The organism is Lactiplantibacillus pingfangensis (assembly GCF_005404945.1).
Classification (GTDB): Bacteria; Bacillota; Bacilli; order Lactobacillales; family Lactobacillaceae; genus Lactiplantibacillus; species Lactiplantibacillus pingfangensis.
The window spans coordinates 1-21322 of record NZ_BJDG01000003.1 but is presented as its reverse complement, the minus strand read 5'-3'; the positions used below and the strand labels follow the sequence as shown (position 1 = coordinate 21322).

The following is a 21322-nucleotide window of genomic DNA, read 5'->3' as shown; positions in this document are numbered from 1 at the left end:
TCAACATTGTCCTGTCAGCAACGACTGCTTCTAAATTAGACTGGTGTCGAGCATTTTATCAGTAGCAACCGGAAGCACTCAATTTCGAGTTATTTTCCCCACAGAAAGCTGATCAACGCCCGGTCAACTTGTGGATTTTCATGTAATTTAGAATGACGGGCTAATTTGCCCGTAAAGACCTTTTCTTGATAAGATTTTGCCCTTGGTGCCACGAGATATTTTAAAGCTAGCGAAGACACATTTGGAACGGTGCCATCCGTGTGCCCGCCGATATTGCCGTAAATGTTCAATATTCTGACTTGATTTTTGGGCAAAGTCTGACGCAACGCCGTCATTTGACGATAAGTGGCGTTCATATGATTAGGTTTGCCAGCAGCATTCAAAGTTAAACCAGCCGGCTGCTTGACCGATGCTGGTATTTTGGCAAAGTTCAAGCCAGCAAAGTGACCGGCAATATCTACTTGTTTTCGTAATTTTGGCAAGCGCGTATTCCCCGCATTTTGCAACGAATAATAAATCAGCGAGATATTGCCCAACGAATGGCCAACCATGTTGATTGCCTTAAAATGATATTGCTGTTGCAGTTTTCGAACAACCGCTGTCGCCCATTCACCATGTTTACGATAATTTAACTCGCGGTTATTCGCATAGTTAACCTCAACGATTGGATTTTTTGCCCCTGGTTTAATGGTTCCAACCAGTTTAACCTGCCCCTGTTTGTCGACCATCGCCCGAATAATCGTATTCGTCGCCCCAGCTTTTTTAGCCGCGTTCGCCATCTGCTCCTCAGCATGATAACTACTCCCGCCACCATGGAAAAATAACGTCGGGGTCAAATTCTGACTCTCTTTTTTAGAAATCGTTTTTCGACCACAGCCAGCAACAACCACGGTTAGAATCAGTCCCAAACTAAGCAGCACAGCTAATATTTTTCGTTTCATCATCTGTAAAAATCCCCCAATATCTCAAAGTAAGCTCAGTTTACCAGTTTAGAGTTAGTGGAAGGCAAGTGATACTCACAAAAAAAGCCTAGGACAATACCCCAGACTCGGTTTGTAGCTCCGAATATTTATAGTCGAAACGTGGAACAAAAGGCTGCGACTTCCGCTTAGCATAGGAAAACGACCGATTGAAAGCCCCAATCACTCGTTTTCCTATGCTATGCTCGGTAGCAACCCGCCTCTTGTTCCACTCTTTTACGATGAACGCAACTTCTGCCACTGCTGCAAACAAAAAGCAATCAGTTGATTTAACAGTTCTGCAACTAAAAATCCCAAGGCAATTGCCCCAGTAATCACGACCACCTGCAACATGAACCCCACCGCTTGATCATATTTACCAAGCGCAAAGTTACGAACCATTTGATACGCCTGACTTCCCGGCACAAATGACACTAAGCTGGGAATATTGAAAATAATCGACGGCATTTTTTTATAATGTGCGGCTAAATTACTTAATACCCCAATGCCAACAGAACCGATAAAGCTACCGAGGACCACCCCACCATCAGCGGCCTGCATGATTAGATAGCTAGCCCAAGTGATGGTGCCGATCCAACCAGCCACATTTAAGGCATGCCGCGGAATATTAATAATCAGGCCAAAACCTAAAACTGCTAAATAAGCCAGTATTAATTGTCCAATGACTCCCATCAGCACACCTCCTAGAAAATCGTAATGACGACGGCAATGCCAAAACCTAACGCTGCGGCGCTGATTAAAGCTTCAACCGCGCGCGCCGGACCACTGACAAAATTACCGGCCAAAATATCACGAACAGCGTTAGTCAGCGGTACCCCGGGAACTAACGGCATCAACGAACCAATGATAATATCATTGATATTTGTGCCCCAGCCAACTTGATAGGCCCATTCGGCAGAAAAGCCAATTAGGAGCGCAGCCACTAACTCACTCAAAAATTTAATTTTTAAATAACGATTTAAGAGATAAAAGACTAGATATCCTAAGGTCCCAATGACCACGGTAGGCCAAGTATTAACGGTCTCTTGCCGAAACATGATCATCAATGGCCCGCTGACCAAAGCCGCGCCAACTAATTGAAGCCATAATGGAAATGAGCGCGACGCCTGATCTAATTGTCCCAAACGGGCATGTAACGTTGGTAAATCAATGCGTTGGTCGGCAAACTCTCGCGACAATTGGTTGACCTGAGAAACTTTCTCCAAATCAATCGTTCGTTTGGTCACGGAGGCGATTTGAGTGGCATTGCGTCCTTGAATCGACATCATCACCCCAGTAATTGTCACATAAGTATTGGCCTGAACGACCCCGGCATTTTGAGCGATTCGAATCATCGTATCATCTACTCGCGAAATTTCTGAGCCGTTTTCGACCATAATCTTACCGGCTTTCAAACAAGTGGCAATAATCAGTTCATCGGTGGTCATCGTATTTTCCCCCTAAGTGACGCACATTTCTTAATAGCCTAACTTTAAGCTAATTCTGGCCTGACAGCTACCCCAAAAGTTAAAAAAGGCCGAAAAAAACCGGCTATGGAAGTTTCCCTCCATAACCGGTCTTTGAAGTTTCTCTAACGAATTAGAGAAAAGCCTTTTAAGCCGTTAATTAGTCTTTAGTAACGTTAACTGCTTGTGGGCCACGATCGCTTTCTTCAACGTCGAATGCTACAGCTTGGCCTTCTTCAAGAGTCTTGAAGCCGTCTTCTTGGATAGCTGAGAAATGTACGAATACATCGCTACCGTTTTCGCGAGTGATAAAACCAAAACCTTTATCGGCGTTAAACCATTTAACTGTTCCATGTTCCATAATAAAAAATCCTCCTAGTGCTTTTTTGCACATATAAATTAATGTAAATCATGATTCGGTGCAAATGGGGATAGTTTATTGAAACGATCTGACCAAAATTACCTAACCAAGCTACAAGAGTAATTGTAGCATATTGTTTTCGAAAAGGATAGCGAATCACGCTAATTTCCTAAATTCTTTTATCAAACGATTAAAAATTTCGCAATTGGCAACAAAGATCACCGGCAGCATTTTCGCCAATAACTAGCTGACAAAAATATTGTGCGCCGCTTTGTAACTCACCGGAATCTGTTGGCCGGTCGCTTGTACTTCGATCGTGACCGGACCTTCGAAGGGATCATGCTTCACAACTTTGACCGCCTGACCAATCTTCAACGCAATATCGTGTAAATAAACCAACAAGTCATGATTATCAATAAACCGTTCAATAGAAACCACACTGCCATCTTCAGTATCTGCCAAAGCAGTATGACTGTCTTCGGTATATTGCCCATCCTTATCAGGAATCGCCCCACCATGTGGACAGTGCGTTGGATGGCCTAAATACGACTCCAAGGAATCAACTAGCCGTTCACTCGTCACATGTTCCAAAACTTCCGCTTCAGAATGAACATCCGGCAAATCATAATTGAGCTTATCAACGAGAAAATCTTCCCAAATACGATGCTTACGAACCAAGGTTTCCGCATAGCGAATCCCCTCAGTCGTTAATGAAATCCCGGCATACGGGGTATGCCTTGCCAATCCGTCTTGCACTAATTTACCAACCATTTCCGTCACAGAACCGGCTGCGATGTCTAAGCTTAGCGCAATTTGCTTGTTCGACACCTTTTTCTTCGTACCACCAAGTTCGAAAATGATTTTTAAGTAATCTTCCTTCATGGGGGTCATGAATTTACTTCACCTCAACTAAATTTATCTGTCTGCTTAATTAAGCTATCGTACACCATTTATAATTTTTTTACCACTGGTTAATTAAGTCACATAATTTTGACAATCCTTTGAAATGCCATAGTAATCGTGCCATAATTAAATTGTAGCGCAAAACTGTTGCTTACGGGCAACAACCGTTTTAAAATTTATTTTCTCGGATCGTGCTTCAATACTAAGGAGGAACCGCATCGTGACTGAAGATGCTCAATTATCTATTACCGAACTCAATGATAGCTTGCAACATACAGCTGTTGAAAGCTTTGCCAAGTTTTATCAAAAGCTTTTTGATGCTAACAATCTTGAGTTAATGTCCAACTATGATGTCGTTAATTTTATGACTGATATTAACGACCATTTGAACTTAGGACGTTACATGACGACCAGCGAACGGTTAACTGACAGTGTTAACTTTTCATATCAGGATTATCTCAGCCTGATTGATCGTTTGGATCAAAAATATTTTGAGAGCGGCAATCCAGCACTTAGCTGGGACGAGTGGTACGCAAGTCATTTCGCGCAACTCTCCAAATCATAATCAACCACCCTTACAAATCATCTATGAGGTCAGCACACCCTGCTGGCCTCATTTTTCGATCAATGTCATTTTTCGACCATCAATTTTTAGCAAACCGTCCTGAACCAACTGTCCGAGTTGACGGCTCAACGTTTCTGGCGTGATGCCTAAAAAGCTCGCCAATTCTTTCTTCTTTTCTGGCAAAATAAGTGGATTTTGCTGCTGTTGGGCACTGACTTGTTGCAAGTAGACCAAGATTCGGTTCTTGGCTTTTAAATTTCCCGTCAACGCACTGACCGATTCCAACGCGGTTAGTCGATCACCCAACACATTCAGTAAATTAAACGCCACCTGTGGCACTCGGTGAATTAACGCCTGAAAATCAGCGCGACCAATTGAACAAATCAAACTGTCTTCGGCCGCCTCCGCGTAATTATAATGTTGATGTTGTGTAAATAAGGCCGCCTCGCTATCAATCGACCCCGCTCGGAGCATATACAACACCTTTTCCTTACCATTTTCATCCAACTGATAAACCTTCACGCGCCCCTGATCCACAATCATCATCCGCTGCAACGGCGTGAACGGCTGGTACAAGACTTGCCCCCGCTTAACTAATTCCTGATGAACCGAAATTTGCGCCAATTGTGCAATATCTTCTGCTGCCAAGCCCTTAAAGATTGGCGCGTTCTGCACACAGTTAATTGCTGAATGAGTCATTTTTTGCTCTTTTCTTGATAATTATCAATTTTTTAGTGCTGGTTTTATTATACACTAAGGCCATCAAATTAACGGAGGCTATCACTTATGAAAATCTATCGTGCAGAAATTGTGCCATTAAATGCTGAAAAAATCGGTCATTCCGCTCATGGTACTGCCTTACTCGTGATTAATGGTGACACATTGACGATTAATCTTGAAATGTTTGACACACCGGCTAACGCCCAACATTGGGAACATTTCCATGGTTTCCCAGACGGTCGACCGGCAGCAATCGCCACGATGGCACAGGACGCTAACCATGACGGTTTCGTTGACTTACCTGAAACTGGCGTTGTTTCTGGCACAACGATGGTGCCTTTAGACGCCGCACCACATAAAATGAACATTCCCAACGATGATTATCCGGTCGCAGATGTCAACGGTTATTTTGCCTATACCAAAGTAGTGCCATTAGCTGAACTCACAACTAATTTCAAGGCAACCTTTAATGACAGCGAGCTAGAATTAGATAAGCGCGTCATTTACGTCCACGGCGTCACGGATGACGTTACGTTGCCAGCCACTGTTGCCGGCGCAGTCGGCCATTATTCTACCCATGTGACGTTACCGATTGCTGTCGGTAAAATTGAACTTGTTCAGTCACTTTAATATCAAATTTTACTCAGATTGCTAATTAACCCGCCTGCTTATGTTAGAGGGTGGGTTTTTAGTTGCTGTTGAAATATAGGCTTGAATTCGTGTTGTTGCGGCACGCGTCATTATTTTATGCTCAACCTTTTGAGGTTGTTTCTATATTTATAGTCGAAACGTGCTCAGCGACACTGCGGGCTCCGCTTAACCACGATAATGCTCACCAGCAAACCGTGTTGCTGAACACTCTTTTTTTATAGTCGAAACGTGTTCACCACAGCTGCGTCCTCCGCTTAGCTACGTCACCAGCACCATGCCAAGTGCGCATGATACTGGTGACTAGGCTATGCTCGGAAGCAACCCGCTGTGGTGAACACTCTTTTTTATAAAAAAAGACCCAAGCTTTCTCACAGCACTTGGGCCCTACTAGTAAGTATCATCACCGGACAAATTGAAACAAACTTCTAGATTCAATTACACGTTGTTTTTATGCACGATCACTACCTGAACTGATTCAGGCATCTCTCAGCGCTAGTTTCGCGCTCTGTTGTAAATCTCTTTGCAAAGTTAAACTTCAAAACACGACCAACATGACAACGGTCAACCCAGCCATAAGATCGGTTGACGAGTGAGAAACTTGTTGTCCGCATGACTTACCGATACTTACCGACTTAAATCTACCATTAATCAACTGGTTTCACAAGCTAGAAGATAGGGGTTACAACCTTATTTTTTAGGATAGACCCGATAATGCGGTTGGCTATCGACAATATAGACATATAAATTCTTTGTGTGGGCCTCATCAAAATAACCTAAATTGATCATATGATGGCCATCACGCTCTTCCACACCTTCAAAAGCGTTCGTCACAAATATTCGCATCATTTCCATCTGGGTCCCGTGCTCGCTGGCCCGCTGAGCTGCTGCAGCCAGCGTAAAACCCTCATCGAGCATGGCTTTAATAAAATGAACCCGCATCAAAGTCCCATAAGAAAACCGATGAGCTGTATTCTTCTCGGTCGCCTTCTGACTATGAATGTAGCCCTTTTGCTCCCAGTAACGAAGCTGTGTTTGCGAGACCCCCGTGGTTTTAGCTAAATCACTAATGCCAACCGTAAATTTATGTTTATTAATTTGTGTTTTAAAGGTTTTGAAAAAATCTGCATCCTGATTGTTCACAAAGCGACCTCTTTTCTTTAATTTACAATACTTAGTATATATTTTTTAATATTAATGTCAAGTTTGTTGACAAAAGTATCAAAGCCGCTTATATTAGACAACGTAGTTTTTTAGAGAGAAGGGATTTCATGTCAACTGCTGTTGATACGAATGGGAAACCATATAAACGTGGTTTACTCATTGCCATACTATTAATCGGGACATTTTGTACCGTCCTGAATCAAACGATTTTAACGACCGCCTTTCCAACCTTAATGAAGGCCTTCGATATTACCACGTCTACGGTTCAATGGTTAACTACCGGGTTCTTGCTCGTTAACGGGATTATGATTCCAGTTAGCGCTTGGTTAAGCACCCGTTTCAGTACTAAATGGTTATACCTATCTGCCATGACTATTTTTGAAATTGGGACCATTATTTGTTTTACGGCGCCCAACTTCCAACTATTATTAACGGGACGTTTAATCCAAGCCGTCGGTGTCGGTGTCACGATGCCATTGCTACAAACGATTATGTTAACGATCTTCCCAGCCGATAAACGTGGCGCTGCCATGGGGATGGCCGGGATCGTCATTGGCTTAGCACCTGCGATTGGTCCGACCCTTTCTGGTTGGGTCATTGATAACATGAGCTGGCGTGATTTATTTGGGATGATTATTCCAATCGTTGCCATCGTGATTATTGCCGGCTTCTTCTTCATGGCCAATGTGCTTGAAACCTCAAAGCCAAAATTAGACTTCTTATCCCTAGCGTTATCCACCTTAGGCTTTGGTAGTTTACTTTACGGTTTCTCCTCCGTTGGTGACGACGGCTGGACTTCCGCAAAAGTCCTAATTATGTTAGCCATCGGGGTCATTGGCATTATCTTATTTGTTTGGCGTCAATTAACTATGGCAAAGCCATTTCTGGACTTCCGAGTTTTCAAACATGTTCGTTTTACGGTCGCGGCGATTTTAAGTTCTGTGACTAACATGGCCATGGTCGGTGCCGAAATGGTCATTCCACTGTATTTACAAATTATTCATGGCTTCTCGGCCTTTGATTCCGGCTTAACTTTGTTAGCCGGTGCCTTAATGATGGGGATCATGAGCCCCATTACCGGTCAAGCCTTTGACCGCTTTGGTGCCAAACGCTTAGCCATCTTAGGGATGTTCCTCTTAACCGCTGGAACGATTCCATTTATGTTCATTACGCGGACAACCGCAACCATCTATATCGTCGTGTTATATGCCATTCGAATGTTTGGGATTTCAATGGTCATGATGCCCGCCACCACTGCCGGGATGAACGCCTTACCATTAGACATGATGGGTCATGGGACTGCCGTGAACAACACGGTTCGCCAAATTGCCAGTTCAATTGGGACCGCCATTTTAACTTCAGTGTTATCTAATGTGACCACGTCTCAAGCACCAGCTAAAAGTTTGCTAAAGTCTCAACCATTGGCTTACCAAAATGACTACTTCAACGCAACTTTAAGTGGCTATCACGCGGCCTTCTACGTTGCGGTCGCCTTCTGTGTGGTTGGGTTAGTCGTTGCCTTCTTTATGCAAGACAAACAACATTCAATCAAACCAGTTACAAAGGAGGTTGATGACTAATGATTATTGTTACTTTGGTCCTCAGTGCCATCGTGTTGTTCTTAACCTTCATTTATCTCCAACCTTCTTGGCTCAAGAATGGCTTAACTGCCCTCTTCGGTCTAACGTTAGTTGCTTCATTAGTGCTTATTGTGATGAACGACAGCCAACATTTGGGGATGGAAAAAGTGACCACCACCAAGACACAACCATTAAAATCAGCTGGTAGCAGTCAATTAGACCTGCTACTCTATCAGTCAGTCGGGACGGCGGATAAGAACCGCGTCTATATTTACAAAACGATGACTGATCAAAAGAAAGTCAGCACCACCAAGGCTAGCATTAAAACGGTTAACCATGTGAAAACGACAACTGGGGCCACCAAGCTGGTCACCAAAACTACTCGTTGGCAGTATGAAAATAATACAGCGAAGTTCTGGTTTGGTATTGCCAATAATGATAAACAATTGATCAAACGCCAGAATACTTTCTACGTTAAAAAGACTTGGGCTGTCCTTAGTGCCACCCAAGCCAAAAAGCTCAGTGCTCTTGCAAAACAACAGTCAGCGACGATGAAAGTACAAGCTAAAGCTTATGTGCAAAGCACCGTCAAGGCCGCCATGGTTAAAAACCCGGCCATGACCCAGACACAATTAGCACAATTAGAAAAACAGGCAGCCGCACAATACCAAGCAACCGCCATGCAAAAAATGATAAAAACAGTCAAACAAGCTAACTAGTCCATGCCTTTATCGCTGGACGGAAAAAGCACTCACACACGTCAACAAATTGACGCATGTGAGTGCTTTTTTTTGTGGTAGTCACGATTATCCGGGCAAACAAAAAACGTTAACCATCAGTTTTAAACCGATGATTAACGCCGTTCTACTTGCAGTATCCTAATTTAGGCCTAGTTGGTGGCACACTGTTCGCACAGTGGCATCAAATCTTTTAAGTCCTCAACGGATGAGCCATTTTCTAAGAAGCAATTGACCATATCTAGCCAATATTGATCGTCAGCATTGAACGTCGCATGAGCGTCTTTGCATGGGAGTAAACCAGCCTTTGTATAAGCAACGATTTTATCAGCAGCGACCCCGCTACGGGCTGCTAATTGTTCCAGAGTCATTATCTCTCACCATTTGTCCTTTCAAAAAATCAATGAGCTTATGTTACGCCCAGCCACTCACAAATGCAAGTAATAATTTCGTGACCGCAACATTAAAATGATATGATAAAGTTCTTCATTATTTTCACCAAAAAGTGTAAACTAGACTCACTGAATTTTTTGACTCATTTTAAGGAGGTTCCCGAAAAATATGGACGCAAGTTTAACCTTTAAAAGCGGCCTTAAAGACGTCGTGCCAACCTTGTTTGGGTACATTGGTGTTGGCTTAGCGATGGGCATTGTGGCCAATACAAGTCACTTATCAGTATTAGCGGTCCTGCTGATGTCCTTGATTGTTTATGCTGGTTCCGCACAATTTATTATCATCAGCATGTTGCTCGCCGGTAGCCCAGTTTCTGCCATCGTTCTCTCAACTTTTCTCATTAATTCACGGATGATCCTGATGAGTCTGTCAATTGCGCAATATTTCAAAAAAGAATCGCTGGCACAAAATATCGCCTTAGGGTCACTTTTGACCGATGAAACCTTTGCGTTAAGTATGAATAAATTGAATCAAACCCATCATCAACTCCGACCGCGCTGGTTACATGCCGCCAACATTATCGCTTATCTCGTTTGGGCGGTCGCAACGGTTGTCGGTTGCTTGCTCGGTAACTTGATTACTGATCCAAATCAATTTGGCCTCGATTTTGCGGTCGTGGGCATGTTCATTGGCCTGTTATATTTACAAATCATCACCGATCGGAGTAAATCATTAAAAACACAATTGCTAGTCGTCATATTTGTCGCAATTGCGATGTTCTTTCTCATGCGCTTTTTTCCCGGGAACATTGCCCTACTTATCGCGGCTTTGCTCGGCTGTGGCTTTGGAATGGTGGTGAGCCCGCATGACTAACTACGTGCTCGTTACGATTCTCTTATCTGGACTTGTCACTTGGCTGTCACGCGTCGTCCCCTTCGCCGTGATTAAAAATCTGACCGTTCCCAAATGGTTGATTAGCTTCCTGTCGTTTGTACCAGTTGCGATTATGACCGCGATCTTTGTTGAAAGCCTGCTGACCTACCACGCGGGTCACTGGCCTGGCTTTAATTTAGCCAATATCTATGCCTCAATCCCTGCCATTCTAGCGGGTATTTTAACGAAAAGCCTGCTAGCGGTCGTGATTACCGGCGTGATTGCCATGGCACTGCTGCGCTTAGTCGGTCTAGGCTAATCAATCCCTAAGTCTGTCATTAACAGCACTAAAACCACGATCAGAGTCGGTTTTAGTGCCGTTAATTTTGCTTATCAATTATTACCCAGGCTATCGGTTGCCGCCAAGCCTCATCTGCGCTGTAGTGCGGCTGCCAGCCCAAGATGGTCCGGGCCTTCCGATTGCTAACGTCATGATTGACACGCATCATCAAACTCACCTCACCAGCAGCTGGCACTATCGGTGCTAAACTACGAATTAGCCAAGTTGGCAATAAGACGCGCGGTAAATGAGTCGCTTGTGCTGGCCGTTGAGCTTTAATTAACGTCCTGATCTCTTTAGCCGTAATGGCCCGATCCGCCACCGCCAAAAAGCGCTGTGCGGCCGCAGTGGGCGTTTGCATTGCTAAAACATGCATCGCTGCGACGTCCCGCACATCGACCACATTCACTTGAAAGTTTGGTGTCGCTTGGCCTTTGATAAGGCGTTCAATCAGTCCAAAGCTCCCAGAAACATGCCGGTTCATGGACTTTCCAAGCATTGCGCCGGCATTGACCGTGACTAATTCTAATGGCGATTCCGTGGTTTTGACATAATGCCAGGCCGCATGTTCCGCTAATAATTTTGACTTTTCATACAAGGACAACCCCGCTTGGTCGGGATTAGTCCAATCTTGCTCAGTCACTTGGCCCTGATGATCTAGTCGGCTAAAGCCGACCGCACCAAGATTAGCCGTCATCACAACCCGTTTGACGCCAGCTGTTTCAGCCGCCTTCAAAATTCGTAGTGTCCCGTTTTTCGCCGTCTCAACAACTTCGCTTTCCACGCTTTCACCATTAACAAAGACTGGTGCGGCCACGCTCATCACAACGTCGATCGTTTGCATCGCTTCTGCCCAGCCCTCATCCTGTGTTAAATCAGCCGCGACAAAACTTAAATTGGCAACATCGACGCCCTGATCACGCAAAGTCTGTCGAACCTCATCCGCTTTTGCCAACGACCGCAACGTTGCCCGAACGGCGTAAGCTTGTTCCAGTAAATCTTTAATCACCCACAAGGCTAAAAAGCCATTGCCACCAGTTACTAATACTTTTGTTTTCATTTTCATTGCTCCATTACTTGTATTTTTTTAGCTTAACTTTTAAACTGAAATTAGCATAAACCCTCGACAACACTCTAGGGCAAGTAAAGAGGTGAAAAATTTTGACTTACAGTATTAAAGCCGTCGCTGAAAAGACCCACCTGTCCATCTATACCCTTCGCTTTTATGATAAACAGGGGTTATTACCGTTTGTCAGTCGCAACCAATCTGGCTACCGCGAATTTACAGACGCAGACTTGCAACTATTGCATACGATCACTTGTTTAAAAAACACCGGCATGAAAATTGCCGATATTCGCACCTATATTGAAGCTGTTATGGTTGGCCCCAGTACCATTCCAACCCGGCAACAACTTTTAGCGGCTCACCGAGAAGCCATTCTCGCTGAACAACGGAAAATACTGGCGAATTTAAAAGAAATCGACTTCAAACTCAACATTTACAATGCGCCGAAGGCCGCACAAATTATCACCGCCGAGCGCCAATACGCGAAGGCCGAAAAATTAGCTAATCAGCTCCCTGATCCTTACCCAGAGCTACCAGTTGCTTCGGAAAAAGTTCATCGTGACTAAAAACACTTAGCTAATCCTCCGCTGTCAACTGCACATCCCCCATAATTATTGACAGCGTATTACTACCCCAACACTTTTTGTGCTTTCATTCTTTAGATGGACGGCTAAACATTGCCAGCCTAAAAAGAAATGTGAACGGAACTATCCCAGCAACTGTCGCTCTTAAACTAAACTGGTGGTACCCAGTCAGGCAGAACCGTTGTGCACTGTGGGACACGGCTAAACATTTCTGTCTCTTAACTTTAATTTGCTGCAGGTTGGGACTGATAGCATCGGTCGTGATGGTGGCGTTGCATCGGCTGGTTTTGGCCGACGTTACGCCACGGACGGTCTGGGACACTTGCGATTTTTGCAAGGGTTCCAGGCGAGGTCCAAGACGTTCCTGGCTTGGACCGGTCCCACGACCGCATGTTATCAGTCCCAACCGGAAGCGACAGCTGGTAATTGGCACGATGAGGCTTGTTCATGGCTTTCATCTTTCAACCTTTCGCTGACAAACAAAAACCGGCCCCAACCTACAAGATAAGTAGGCTGAGACCGATTATTTAATGTTCGTAGAATTTAAGGCTGAGTTTAGTACCAGCCGTGTGATTGCCAGAATGATTGTGCTGCGGCCCATGAACCGTAACGTGATGAAACGTAATTGTTCGCAACACGTTCTTGGTTAGCAGCTGAGTAGTCACCATTTAAGTATGATGAATCTAATTGATACTTACCAATGTAACGACCATTGGTAGCTGAGTATGAACCACCAGATTCTTTGTTGGCAATCCAGTCTTTAGCGGCACTGTCTGAACCAGACGTTGCCGGAGCAGCTTGCGATTGCGCTGGTGCTTGTGATACTGCTGGCGCTTGCGAGGCAGCTTGTGATTGAACTGGTGCTTGTGACTGTACAGGAGCTTGTGACTGTACGGGAGCTTGTGACTGAGCCGGCGCTTGTGAAGCAGGTGCCTGTGATTGGGCAGGTGCTTGTGACGCTGGGGTAACAACCGCTTGTGTTGTCGTGCCAGTTACTTCCAACTGTTGGCCAACGATAATTAAGTTAACGTCAGCTAATGAGTTAGCTGTTTCAATTGCGGAAATCGTGGTGTTATAAGTGTCTGCCAATGCACTAACGGTGTCGCCAGCCTTAACCGTAATGGTGTCGGCGTTGGCAGCAGTTGTGCCGAGGACAAACAAACTAGCCGCGGCTGCAGTTGATAATAGTAAACTCTTGATCTTCATATAAATAGTTTCACTCCTGTGTTTTTTGGGTAGTTTCTTAAAGTCCGGCACCACTTAGATACCGGACTTAACAACAGGAGCTAAGTATACGGACTGAATGTGACAGCCCAATAGCAATCAGATTACTAATTCGCCGTCTCACTGTAATAAATCGGCCTTTTTGTAATATTTCGTAATATTTAAGCTGGAATTAGTGGGGTGTTCATCGTGAAAAAATACAGTTATATTAAATTTATTTTACTTTGTAAACGCTACGAAACATCTAATCACCTTTATCTTAGTTCTCAAAGCAAGTATAATAGTTCAATGTACTTATGAAAACTGGATATAAGCCGGATATTAGTTTTAGCATGTCAAAACAGCCGTTTTTTTCTCAAAATTAAGATGGCAATTCGGTAAGAATCCGTTACAATGCCCATGATTACTTTACTTAAACCGTAAAATCGGGTAAATTAACAACAAAACATGAGTACAAGTTAGACACTTAAAAATTAAACTTAAAGATTGAGAGATGAACACACATGTGCGGTTTTGCTGGTTGTTTAACTGATCGGACCAAGACTGATAATGAGGCCTACGATCAAACGATCCACGAAATGACAAAGATGATTGTCCATCGGGGTCCCGATGATGATGGTTACTTTGCTGATGACAACATTACAATGGGATTCCGTCGCTTGAGTATTATTGACTTAGCCGGTGGACACCAACCACTTTCATATGACAACGAACGCTATTGGATGACTTACAATGGTGAAATCTATAACTACATTGAATTACGTGACCAACTTGAAGCTGAAGGCTACGAATTCAAGACGAGTTCTGATTCCGAAGTCATCTTAGGCATGTATGCCAAGTACAAAGAAAACTGTACCAAATACTTCCGTGGGATGTTTGCCTTCGTGATTTGGGACAAACAAGAAAAGACCCTTTTCGCTGCCCGGGATCAATTTGGAATCAAACCGTTCTACTATGCGGTTCAAGGTTCAGACTTCTACTATGCTTCTGAAAGCAAAGCCATTTACAAGATTCTAAAGGATAAAACCTTTGATAAGAATGCCATGCAAGATTACATGACCTTCCAATTCGTTCCTGAACCTGAAACGTTAACGAAAGAAATCAAGATGTTAGCCCCTGGTTGTTCCTTAACGAAGAAACTTGGCGCCGCACCGCAGATTACCCGCTATTACCATCGTGAATTCCATCCAGTCAAACGTTCTGAAGATGAATATGCCCAAAAAATCAAAGATGCCTTGATTGATTCCGTTAAAATTCACATGCGGTCAGATGTCCCCGTTGGCTCATTCTTATCTGGTGGGATTGATTCTTCTATTATAGTAGCAATTGCTAAAAACTATAATCCTAACCTCGAAACGATTTCCGTCGGTTTCGAACGTGAAGGTTATAGCGAACTAGACGTTGCCCAAGAAACCGCTCAGATTTTAGAAGTCAAAAATCACAGTAGCATTATTACGCCAGAAGCCTTCATGAAGGCCTTCCCACACTTCGTTTGGAGTATGGATGATCCGTTGGCTGATCCGGCCGCTGTGCCGCAGTACTTCCTAGCCAAAGAAGCCGTTAAACATGTCAAGGTTGCCTTAACTGGTGAAGGTGCCGATGAGCTATTCGGTGGTTACACGATTTATCACGAACCAGAATCATTGAAACCATTCCGTTATACGAAACCCATCAACGGCGCTTTGAAAAAAATCGCGCTAATGATGCCAGAGGGCATGCGTGGCCGTTCATTCTTAATGCGTGGCACGACCCCACTGGAAAATCGTTACGTTGGGAATGCCTTTATTTTTGGCGAAGATGAAAAGAAAACCTTTATCAAGAACTACAATCAAAATCATCCGTTCCAATCAATCACGCAACCATTCTATGATGAATCTGTCGATTACGACCCAATCAGTCGGATGCAATTTATCGACATGCATACTTGGTTAAACGGTGACTTATTGCACAACGCCGATCGGACCACGATGGCTTCCAGTTTGGAATTACGGACCCCATTTGTGGACCGCGAAGTTTACAACTTGGCTGCTGAAATTCCAGCTGATTTACGGATCAGCCATGGCACCACTAAGTATATTTTGCGCAAAGCCGTTGAAGACATTGTGCCGGAACACGTCTTACATCGAAAGAAGCTCGGCTTCCCAGTGCCAATCCGGTTCTGGTTAAAAGATGAAATGTACGATTGGGCCAAACAAATTATCAATGAGTCACAAACTGACGAGTACTTCGACAAGTCTTACTTCTTGAAGCTTTTAGACGATCATAAAGCCGGTGTTCGTGATAACTCACGGAAATTGTGGACCGTTTTGACCTTCATGATGTGGCACAAGATTTACGTTGAAAGTGACCAACTAATGGATAGCCCAACTGCCAATGCCCACGCGAGTGAAATCGAGGAGCCTTAATTCTGATGGAAATCATTGTTCAAAAATTTGGCGGAACATCCGTTAAAGACGATGCCGCCCGTAAACAAGCCCTACGTCACGTGCAATATGCCGTGGACCAAGGCGATAAAGTCATTGTTGTCGTTTCTGCGATTGGTCGTAAAGGTGCCCCCTATGCGACAGATTCCTTGCTGGGCCTCGTTCACGGTGAAGCGTCTCGTTTGACGAACCGTGAATTGGACATGCTCGTTTCTGTCGGTGAAACGATTTCTACGGCTGTCTTTACTGAACTGGCGCGTGAACAAGGCTTGAATGTTATCGCCATGACCGGTCATGATGCCGGCATTGTCACTAATGACGATTTTCAAAATGCAAAAATCTTGCGCGTCGACCCGAAGCCAATTCAAGACGCCTTTATTGACGCTGATGTGGTAGTCGTCACTGGTTTTCAAGGGGCCACCGAAGACGGACACATCACGACGATTGGTCGTGGTGGCTCTGATACTTCCGCCGCAATTTTAGGCGCCGCACTGAAAGCCAAGCGTGTGGATATCTTTACTGACGTCAACGGGATGATGACCGCCGATCCACGGTTAGTCACCCATGCGCGCTTCATTAAGGCCATCAGCTACGAAGAATTAGCCAACATGGCCCATGAAGGTGCCAAAGTGATTCATCCACGGGCAGTCGAAATTGCTGAGCAAGCGCACGTTCCCATGCGTATTCGCTCAACTTATCAAGCACCGGATGAGCTTGGCACGTTAGTCACGGATCGGACCACGACACAAATTGAACATTATCGAACCGTTACTGGTGTTGCCCACCAAACGAATTTGACACAATTTACCGTGCCGACGGATACCTTGAGTTCAAGCGAAATTTTCCAATTAATGGCCCATCACAACTTGAGTGTCGACTTCATTAATATTAGCCAACATCAAGTGGTCTTTAACTTGGTCAACGGTGATGCTAAGGTCGCCAAAGACTTACTCACTAAAGCTCACGTGCATTGCCAAGCCATTAGCGACTGCGCCAAGGTTTCCGTCGTCGGTGCCGGCATTACCGGGACACCCGGCGTCACCGCACGTATCGTGACCGCTTTGAGTGCCCAACATATCGACATTTTACAATCAACAGATAGCTACACCACGATTTGGGTGCTAGTTAAAGAAGCGGATTTGAAAGTCGCGATGAATGCCCTCCATGATGAGTTTTTAGGTATTGAAGCTTAAACTAACTAAGGTGCTAGCCCGTTATTTCGGGTCTAGCACCTTTTTTGGCAAACTTCAGTTGTTAATGATCACAAGGCTAATAACCCCGCTAGTCCTGCTCGACTTTTTAGCTTGCCGCATGGTATCCTAGAAAGCGTCAAGTAGTCTATTTTAATTAAAAAAGGACGTCTAACTAAATGAAAGCAAGCAAATTAATTGAGTGTTTAAAATTCAAACAGGTTCAACCAGCATTGACCACCGATTTTGACGTGACGATGCTGACACAAGACACGCGCGAGATCAAGGACGGTGCGATGTTTGTTGCGGTTGATGGCTATCATATCGACGGTCATACGTTGGTTGATCAAGCCGTCGCGGCTGGCGCAAAAATTATTGTTGCCCAGAAGCCAATCGACGTTTCCGTCCCAGTCATTTACGTGCAAAATACTGAACGTGCGATGGCCATTTTAGCGGATGTTTTCTATGGTGCGCCTAGCCAAAAAATGCGCATGATTGGCGTGACCGGCACGAACGGTAAAACGACCGTCACCCACTTAATTGAACAAATCTACCGTGACCAACAACAAGCAACCGGCTTGATTGGCACGATGTACCGTAAAATTAAAGATGAAAAACTACCGACTGCCAATACGACACCCGATGCGATTACGACCCAACGGACGCTTGCAGCGATGCGCGATGCCGGTGTCGAAACGGTCGCCATGGAAGTTTCCTCAATTGCCCTCGTCTTAGGACGCGTCTGGGGAATTGATTATGATATTGCCGTCTTCACTAATTTAACGCAAGATCATTTAGACTTTCATAAGACGATGGCAAAATACGCGGAAGCCAAAGCCATGTTATTTGCCCAACTTGGAAACAAATATGGCAGTAATGGGACCGAAAAAGTCGCTGTCTTAAATACTGACGATCCCGTTGGCAAAGAATTCGAACAATACACGTCTGCGCACGTGTTAACTTTTGGCTTAAAACCAGATGCGATGATCAACGCGCAAAATGTTCAAATTCAAAGCCACGGTACCGAATTTGACTTGTCGGTCTTTGGACATGTCACGCATGTCACGATGAAACTAATCGGTCAGTTCAACGTTTATAACATGTTGGCCGCATTTGCCGCCGCTTATGCGAGTGGTATTCCAGAAGATCAAATTATTGCCTCACTCGAAAAGGTTCCCGGCGTTAAGGGCCGTTTCCAAGCGGTGCCATCACACACCGGTGTCAGTGTCATTGTGGACTATTCACACACGCCTGACGGGTTACTGAACGCCTTAGAAACGATTCAAGACTTTGCTAAAAAAGACATTTATTGTGTCGTTGGCTGTGGTGGCGACCGTGATAAAGGCAAACGGCCAAAGATGGCCAAAATTGCGGTTCAACGAAGTACCAAACCAATCTTCACCTCCGACAATCCACGGACGGAAGACCCCGAGACCATCTTACAAGACATGGTCGCCGGTGTTCCTGACGCCAACGTGCCAGTTTATGTTGATCGTCATGAAGCGATTGCCACGGCAATTGCACAGGCGCAACCTGGTGATGTCGTTTTAATTGCTGGCAAAGGTCATGAAGACTATCAAATTTTAGGTCGGACTAAGCACCATTTCGATGACAGCGAAGAAGCTGCCAAAGCTTTAGCGCTCAAACCAACCATTTAAATCGTAACGACAAAGAAGCGTGTCATCAAGGCTGTCCCAACTGGCCTTTGATGACACGCTTCAGTTGTTCCTAACGAGACTTTTTCCGCCGGAAGTGACTCATTTTATGCGCCAATCTCTTTTTCGGTTCTTTACTAAAAATTTACAAGAGAAGCGTATACTCAACTTATCTAAACTTGGGAGGCACACATAATTTGACATTTTTTTACGGGTTACTATTTGTAACCATGCTTGGATTGCTCATCATCATCATCCTCACCTTCCGACTAAATCGCCAGTTGACGGATGGCACACTGCTCAGCACCCGTGAGTTGGCAAACTTTATGGTGAAATTAGCAGATTTCAATCAGGCCCATCCACACGCCGGTCGTCTCGCCAAACGTTATGAACATGGCTGGCGCATTCAAGGCTTGGGACTAGCGTCGGCGAACATTCTTGGACTAGCTTGGCTCGCCTTTTTGCCAGCTACCCTTGGGATTAGTTTTCTGTTATTTCTAGCCATCATTACTCTGGCCGCAACCGCTCTATTTGTCGTCACCTTGACGAGTTATTACCGCGTGACTAAAATTTACGATGCACATCAGTTGCGCCTTAACTTATCTAAGAAGCTTCACGGTCGGGTCTACTTTTACACTTCCAACGTGTTAATGTTGTTACTCGGCTATGAGCTAATTGGTTTGCTATATTACTTATTTGACCTCATTGCCTAATAAAATTAGCCTTGATTTGATTATTCACTAAAGTTACTATTCAGTATTTTATTAATCTAGATAATACCTACTTATAATTAAACTTAAGCAATCACCTGAATGTGTCTTAAGAAAGTAGGTCCTAATCATGATGCCAATGACTAATCTAAATGCCGTAAAAATTAATGGCGTTAATAAAATTACTAAACCCTTCAACGAACATGTCACCGGTGGCCAATTTGATCCCGCCGTTTTAAAGAATTTGGCAGATTTAACCGCACCGGTTCATTTGGAAAATAATCTCACTGAGTTGCGCACCGGCAGCCTGACACCAGCAATCGCTGATGCTGTTGGCGATCGGGTCAGCGTTGAACAGACCTTACTGAAATGCCAAACAAGAACGGTGCCAGTCGAGTGGTTAACACCAGCCATTTTGCTCCAACCACAATTACTCGTTTATTTTCACGGTGGGGCGTTTTATGGTGGTCAACCTAGCAATAACACGGCTCTCTTGAAATTAATCGCCGATCGCAGTCACTGTGAGATTATAAATGTCGATTATAGCCTCGCACCCGAACACAAGGCGCCCGCTGGAATTTTAGACGGCTTAGCGGTCATTCATTATCTTGAACAAGCGCGACCGGACGCCAAAATTGCGATTGCCGGTGATTCGGCTGGTGCCAACATCGCCTTGGCAGTTGCCAATTTAAATCGCCAACTCGGCAGTCAGCAAATTAATCAACAATTACTGCTATACCCAGTCACCGCGCCCGGTGCCGATCATCATGGCCCATTTTGGGATGTAGATCAATTTTCAATCATTCCAAGTCAACGGGCCCGCTTCGAACATTACCATGACTTATTCCGACAAATTGACACAATTATGACCGATTATTATTTGCCGGAAAACGTCAACGCGGCGGCGCCATTAATTTCACCAATTAATCAGTTAGACTTAGGCAATTCGCCAGCAACGACCATTATGATGGGTGAATTCGATCCATTTCGGCTACAAGCATGGGACTACGCTGAACGACTAGCCGACACTGGCGTCGAAACAACCTTTGTCGGCTCTTTGTCAACTGTTGTTGGTAATCAGCTATCATTAGCGCCCAGCCGCCCCGTGGCTGGGCGCTTTCTGTACACTAAATATCAAATGAATCCGTAATCTGAAGTTTACAAAGCAACCAAAACCATAAGCGACTCGTTTGAGCACTTTGAGTTTGTTATTCGTTCCTTCTAGTGGTCCGTTTGAATATTCATATTTTAAGGCATTTTCAATGAACTTTTGGTTCTCGCGAAGAGAAGCTAAGTGTTTTTCCATCTCTTCTGGATTGTGATGTTGTGGATCTAATGCGAGCCGCAGTCGGCTTTCATCCCGTAGCCTGATGGCACTCATAACGGCTTGTAAGGTTTCGTAAGCTTCGTTAAGTTCTTGATCCAATCCCAGTAAAGTGTCGACTAAACTGTTCTCCGTGTTGAAACCACGAACGTGCGTGTAATGCCGATAACTGCCAATATCTAATTCGCCATTGGGTTTTAAAAATAGTTTCCAATAGCGTTTAAAAGCCTTATATTCTAAAGATGACGTCGGAAATTTTTTCATCACGCGAATTCGGGTTCGATTAAAGCCAACCACGACGGCATTAACAATATGAAAACGATCAATTACTACGACTGCGTTAGGAAATACTAGCTTTATCAGCTTAGGATAGGTGTAGTTCATATCGGTGACAATTATTTGGACACTTTCCCGTGCTTGTTTCGTATAACGATTGA

The 21322-nt window shown here is 44.4% G+C and carries 23 protein-coding genes; 12 read left to right on the top strand and 11 right to left on the bottom strand.

The window, feature by feature from the left end:
• Window positions 1–89: 89 nt before the first annotated feature.
• The 5 genes from FFM74_RS01340 to FFM74_RS01320 all read right to left on the bottom strand — a co-directional run bounded on the left by FFM74_RS01340 (window position 90) and on the right by FFM74_RS01320 (window position 3677).
• Window positions 90–941: an alpha/beta hydrolase gene (locus FFM74_RS01340; RefSeq protein ID WP_137625026.1), complete on the bottom strand. Its 852-nt coding sequence runs from the start codon at window positions 939–941 to the stop codon at window positions 90–92.
• Between the two features lie 255 nt (window positions 942–1196).
• On the bottom strand, window positions 1197–1652 hold the full coding sequence (locus tag FFM74_RS01335) for a threonine/serine exporter family protein (RefSeq protein WP_171000618.1): 456 nt from the start codon (window positions 1650–1652) through the stop codon (window positions 1197–1199).
• 11 nt (window positions 1653–1663) lie between these two features.
• Window positions 1664–2407 carry a threonine/serine exporter family protein gene (locus tag FFM74_RS01330; RefSeq protein ID WP_137624858.1) on the bottom strand — a complete coding sequence of 248 codons (744 nt, stop codon included), beginning with the start codon at window positions 2405–2407 and terminating at the stop codon, window positions 1664–1666.
• Between the two features lie 178 nt (window positions 2408–2585).
• Window positions 2586–2786 carry a cold-shock protein gene (locus FFM74_RS01325; protein WP_024624485.1) on the bottom strand — a complete coding sequence of 67 codons (201 nt, stop codon included), beginning with the start codon at window positions 2784–2786 and terminating at the stop codon, window positions 2586–2588.
• A gap of 243 nt (window positions 2787–3029) precedes the next feature.
• A complete protein-coding gene (locus FFM74_RS01320) occupies window positions 3030–3677 on the bottom strand; it encodes a metal-dependent transcriptional regulator (RefSeq protein ID WP_137624857.1) in 648 nt (215 codons plus the stop codon).
• 232 nt (window positions 3678–3909) lie between these two features.
• Between FFM74_RS01320 and FFM74_RS01315 the strand changes: the two genes are divergently transcribed.
• Window positions 3910–4254 carry a hypothetical protein gene (locus FFM74_RS01315; protein WP_137624856.1) on the top strand — a complete coding sequence of 115 codons (345 nt, stop codon included), beginning with the start codon at window positions 3910–3912 and terminating at the stop codon, window positions 4252–4254.
• 48 nt (window positions 4255–4302) lie between these two features.
• On the opposite strand, the gene FFM74_RS01310 is transcribed toward FFM74_RS01315, so the two are convergent.
• Entirely contained in the window at window positions 4303–4953 is a 651-nt protein-coding gene (locus FFM74_RS01310; protein WP_137624855.1) for a Crp/Fnr family transcriptional regulator, read from the bottom strand.
• 87 nt (window positions 4954–5040) lie between these two features.
• Here FFM74_RS01310 and FFM74_RS01305 point away from each other — a divergent pair, with 87 nt between their 5' ends.
• Window positions 5041–5604 carry a hypothetical protein gene (locus FFM74_RS01305; protein ID WP_137624854.1) on the top strand — a complete coding sequence of 188 codons (564 nt, stop codon included), beginning with the start codon at window positions 5041–5043 and terminating at the stop codon, window positions 5602–5604.
• A gap of 708 nt (window positions 5605–6312) precedes the next feature.
• Here FFM74_RS01305 and FFM74_RS01300 read toward each other — a convergent pair.
• Window positions 6313–6765, bottom strand: coding sequence for a MerR family transcriptional regulator (locus tag FFM74_RS01300; protein WP_137624853.1), 453 nt, complete (start codon window positions 6763–6765; stop codon window positions 6313–6315).
• Window positions 6766–6893: 128 nt separating this feature from the next.
• On the opposite strand from FFM74_RS01300, the gene FFM74_RS01295 reads away from it, so the two are divergent.
• Together FFM74_RS01295 and FFM74_RS01290 are read left to right on the top strand one after the other, a co-directional pair.
• Complete coding sequence (locus FFM74_RS01295) at window positions 6894–8366, top strand: MDR family MFS transporter (protein ID WP_137624852.1); 1473 nt, start codon at window positions 6894–6896, stop codon at window positions 8364–8366.
• A complete protein-coding gene (locus FFM74_RS01290) occupies window positions 8366–9085 on the top strand; it encodes a DUF4811 domain-containing protein (RefSeq protein ID WP_137624851.1) in 720 nt (239 codons plus the stop codon). Before FFM74_RS01295 ends, FFM74_RS01290 begins: the two co-directional genes overlap by 1 nt.
• Window positions 9086–9255: 170 nt before the next feature.
• On the opposite strand, the gene FFM74_RS01285 is transcribed toward FFM74_RS01290, so the two are convergent.
• Window positions 9256–9474 (bottom strand): MerR family transcriptional regulator, encoded by a 219-nt coding sequence (locus FFM74_RS01285; RefSeq protein ID WP_137624850.1) that lies wholly within the window; start codon window positions 9472–9474, stop codon window positions 9256–9258.
• Window positions 9475–9664: 190 nt separating this feature from the next.
• Here FFM74_RS01285 and FFM74_RS01280 point away from each other — a divergent pair, with 190 nt between their 5' ends.
• Together FFM74_RS01280 and FFM74_RS01275 are read left to right on the top strand one after the other, a co-directional pair.
• A complete protein-coding gene (locus FFM74_RS01280) occupies window positions 9665–10369 on the top strand; it encodes an AzlC family ABC transporter permease (RefSeq protein WP_137624849.1) in 705 nt (234 codons plus the stop codon).
• On the top strand, window positions 10362–10688 hold the full coding sequence (locus FFM74_RS01275; protein ID WP_137624848.1) for an AzlD domain-containing protein: 327 nt from the start codon (window positions 10362–10364) through the stop codon (window positions 10686–10688). The genes FFM74_RS01280 and FFM74_RS01275 overlap by 8 nt, the downstream gene beginning before the upstream one ends.
• Before the next feature lie 61 nt (window positions 10689–10749).
• On the opposite strand, the gene FFM74_RS01270 is transcribed toward FFM74_RS01275, so the two are convergent.
• Entirely contained in the window at window positions 10750–11769 is a 1020-nt protein-coding gene (locus FFM74_RS01270) for an NAD-dependent epimerase/dehydratase family protein (RefSeq protein ID WP_137624847.1), read from the bottom strand.
• 101 nt (window positions 11770–11870) lie between these two features.
• On the opposite strand from FFM74_RS01270, the gene FFM74_RS01265 reads away from it, so the two are divergent.
• Window positions 11871–12341, top strand: a complete 471-nt coding sequence (locus tag FFM74_RS01265) for a MerR family transcriptional regulator (protein WP_137624846.1) — start codon at window positions 11871–11873, stop codon at window positions 12339–12341.
• Window positions 12342–12914: 573 nt separating this feature from the next.
• Here the strand turns inward: FFM74_RS01265 and apf are convergent.
• Entirely contained in the window at window positions 12915–13565 is a 651-nt protein-coding gene (gene apf, locus FFM74_RS01260) for an aggregation-promoting factor (RefSeq protein ID WP_137624845.1), read from the bottom strand.
• Between the two features lie 521 nt (window positions 13566–14086).
• Between apf and asnB the strand changes: the two genes are divergently transcribed.
• From asnB to FFM74_RS01235, 5 genes are all read left to right on the top strand, one after another.
• Complete coding sequence (gene asnB, locus FFM74_RS01255; RefSeq protein ID WP_137624844.1) at window positions 14087–15988, top strand: asparagine synthase (glutamine-hydrolyzing); 1902 nt, start codon at window positions 14087–14089, stop codon at window positions 15986–15988.
• Between the two features lie 5 nt (window positions 15989–15993).
• On the top strand, window positions 15994–17199 hold the full coding sequence (gene dapG / locus FFM74_RS01250; protein WP_137624843.1) for an aspartate kinase: 1206 nt from the start codon (window positions 15994–15996) through the stop codon (window positions 17197–17199).
• Between the two features lie 176 nt (window positions 17200–17375).
• Window positions 17376–18854, top strand: a complete 1479-nt coding sequence (locus tag FFM74_RS01245; RefSeq protein WP_137624842.1) for a UDP-N-acetylmuramoyl-L-alanyl-D-glutamate--2,6-diaminopimelate ligase — start codon at window positions 17376–17378, stop codon at window positions 18852–18854.
• 194 nt (window positions 18855–19048) lie between these two features.
• The gene (locus FFM74_RS01240; protein ID WP_137624841.1) at window positions 19049–19564 is read left to right on the top strand and encodes a hypothetical protein; all 516 of its coding nucleotides are present in this window, start codon (window positions 19049–19051) and stop codon (window positions 19562–19564) included.
• Window positions 19565–19691: 127 nt separating this feature from the next.
• Window positions 19692–20711, top strand: a complete 1020-nt coding sequence (locus FFM74_RS01235) for an alpha/beta hydrolase (protein ID WP_223877128.1) — start codon at window positions 19692–19694, stop codon at window positions 20709–20711.
• On the opposite strand, the gene FFM74_RS01230 is transcribed toward FFM74_RS01235, so the two are convergent.
• Window positions 20649–21322: transposase (locus tag FFM74_RS01230; RefSeq protein ID WP_137624840.1), on the bottom strand; the 674-nt coding region annotated here is incomplete at its 5' end. The genes FFM74_RS01235 and FFM74_RS01230 overlap by 63 nt on opposite strands.